We start from the raw sequence: 1908 nt of genomic DNA, 5'->3' as shown, positions 1-1908 counted from the left end.
CCTCTATACTTATTATTATCTTCATGAGGTTGAGTAATAATAAGATTTTCTGAATTACGCCATTTATTTTTTTCAATGACTGCTTCTCTCGTCGATGAAAACAGTGAAGTACAAACAAATGCTATTATTAAAATTAGAAAAATCAAACAGAATTTTGATATAAGTTCAACTGGATGACATTTTAAACTTTTTATTAAGAATCTTAACCTTTGATTATTACTTTTACTAATATCTGATATTTTATTAATTATCAATTGTTCTTTTTCATTAACAACCTTATCATTGACAACCTTTCCTTTTTTCATAGTAATAATACGGTCAGCATATTTTTCTATTAACGCCACCTCATGTGTAACTATAATAACACTTTTGTCTTGAGATATAGTTTGTAAAATCTCCATAATTATCTCAGCATTTTCATAATCTAATGAAGCAGTTGGTTCATCACAAATTAAATAATCACTTTCTACTAGTAATGATCGTATAATTTGTATACGCTTCTTTTGCCCAACGGATAACTTCTTAACCTTTTGATGAACAAACTCTTTCATATGAAATTTTTCTAACCACTCATCAATAAGTTGACGATTATTATTAACAATCAATAAATTGTCTATAACTTTCATTGATTCCATTAAAAGAATATCTTGTTCAACAACTTCAATTTTACCATCTCTTTCAATATGACCTGTAAAGTCATTATCTTTACCAGATATAATATGAAGTAACGATGTTTTTCCACATCCACTTTGTCCAACAATGAATATCATACCTTTTTCTTGAATATATAAATTGATATTATTTAGAGCTTGAATATCCTCGTTGTGATTATGATAAGTTTTATTAATTGATTCTAGTAACATTATATTTCACCCACCTTTTATTTTTATCAGACTATGCTCTATACTCAAACTTAACAATAAAAACCATATATTTAGTTTGAATATATTGATTAATTCATATCCATATATGAACTAAAATAATCAAACATATTATACCATTTTTTAATAATCTTTCTCTGTCAATAATATTTAGCCTTATTGAGAATAACTTCCTCAAAGATTATTTACGTTCTATTTTTGTTAACAATAATCGTGGATTATATTTCTATGCATTTGAATAATTTAATTATAATATTTTCAACATCACTAAGTCATATCATAACTAATTAATGATTAATTTTATACAAAACTTCATCAAAATATTGAACATTCACAATGAGTATTACCTTATATTATTATAATAAATAAATTTCATTATTTTTGCAATGATTTTCCCCTAACCGTTAAATTATAAATATTACTTATTTATAAGTATAATATTTTGACTAATAAATTTAGATTATTTATATAAATTTTATTTAATCAAATGTTTAAATATTTTAAATTGAATAAATATTTATCATCATCTCTAAAATCTTTGAGAAAAATTAATTTTAAATTAAATAAACATTAAATTTATTTATCTTACTATAAATAATTAAAAACAATCACTTCTATTAAGGTTATTACTCAAAAATCTGTAACTAAAAATAAAAGATTCCAATGTTGTTTCAAAATTAGTAATAAATAAAAAAAGCCACTTCTATTGAAATGACTCTCATAATTTCTTCATATAACCTTCATCATCATAATAATATGATTCATCAAATTTAACAAAATGAAGTCTGCGTAATAATTTTTTTGAACGAACATTATCATTATAAACATAACAAAGTACTTTTTTAAATTTCTGTTCATTTTTCATATAATCACAAAATGCTGTGACAATTTCTGTTGCATATCCTTGTGACCAATAAGCACTCTCAAGTGCATATCCCAATACAAAAAATTTTCTATTCACAACTTCTACAAATAAATCACCAATCATTTTATTTTCTTCATTCAATACAAATGATAAATGATAATC

Annotated in this window: 2 protein-coding genes; both read right to left on the bottom strand. The window is 23.1% G+C overall.

What is annotated here, in order from left to right; translation table 11 throughout:
* Positions 1-863: ABC transporter ATP-binding protein (locus ACLR9T_RS14270; RefSeq protein WP_413110133.1), on the bottom strand; the 863-nt coding region annotated here is incomplete at its 3' end.
* A 736-nt stretch (positions 864-1599) separates the two neighbouring features.
* Positions 1600-1908 (bottom strand): GNAT family N-acetyltransferase (locus tag ACLR9T_RS14265; RefSeq protein ID WP_413110132.1); only part of this gene is annotated, 309 nt, incomplete at its 5' end.

It is taken from the genome of Thomasclavelia sp., from assembly GCF_047249845.1.
Classification (GTDB): Bacteria; Bacillota_I; Bacilli_A; order Erysipelotrichales; family Coprobacillaceae; genus Thomasclavelia.
This window is presented reverse-complemented; position numbering and strand designations above follow the sequence as displayed.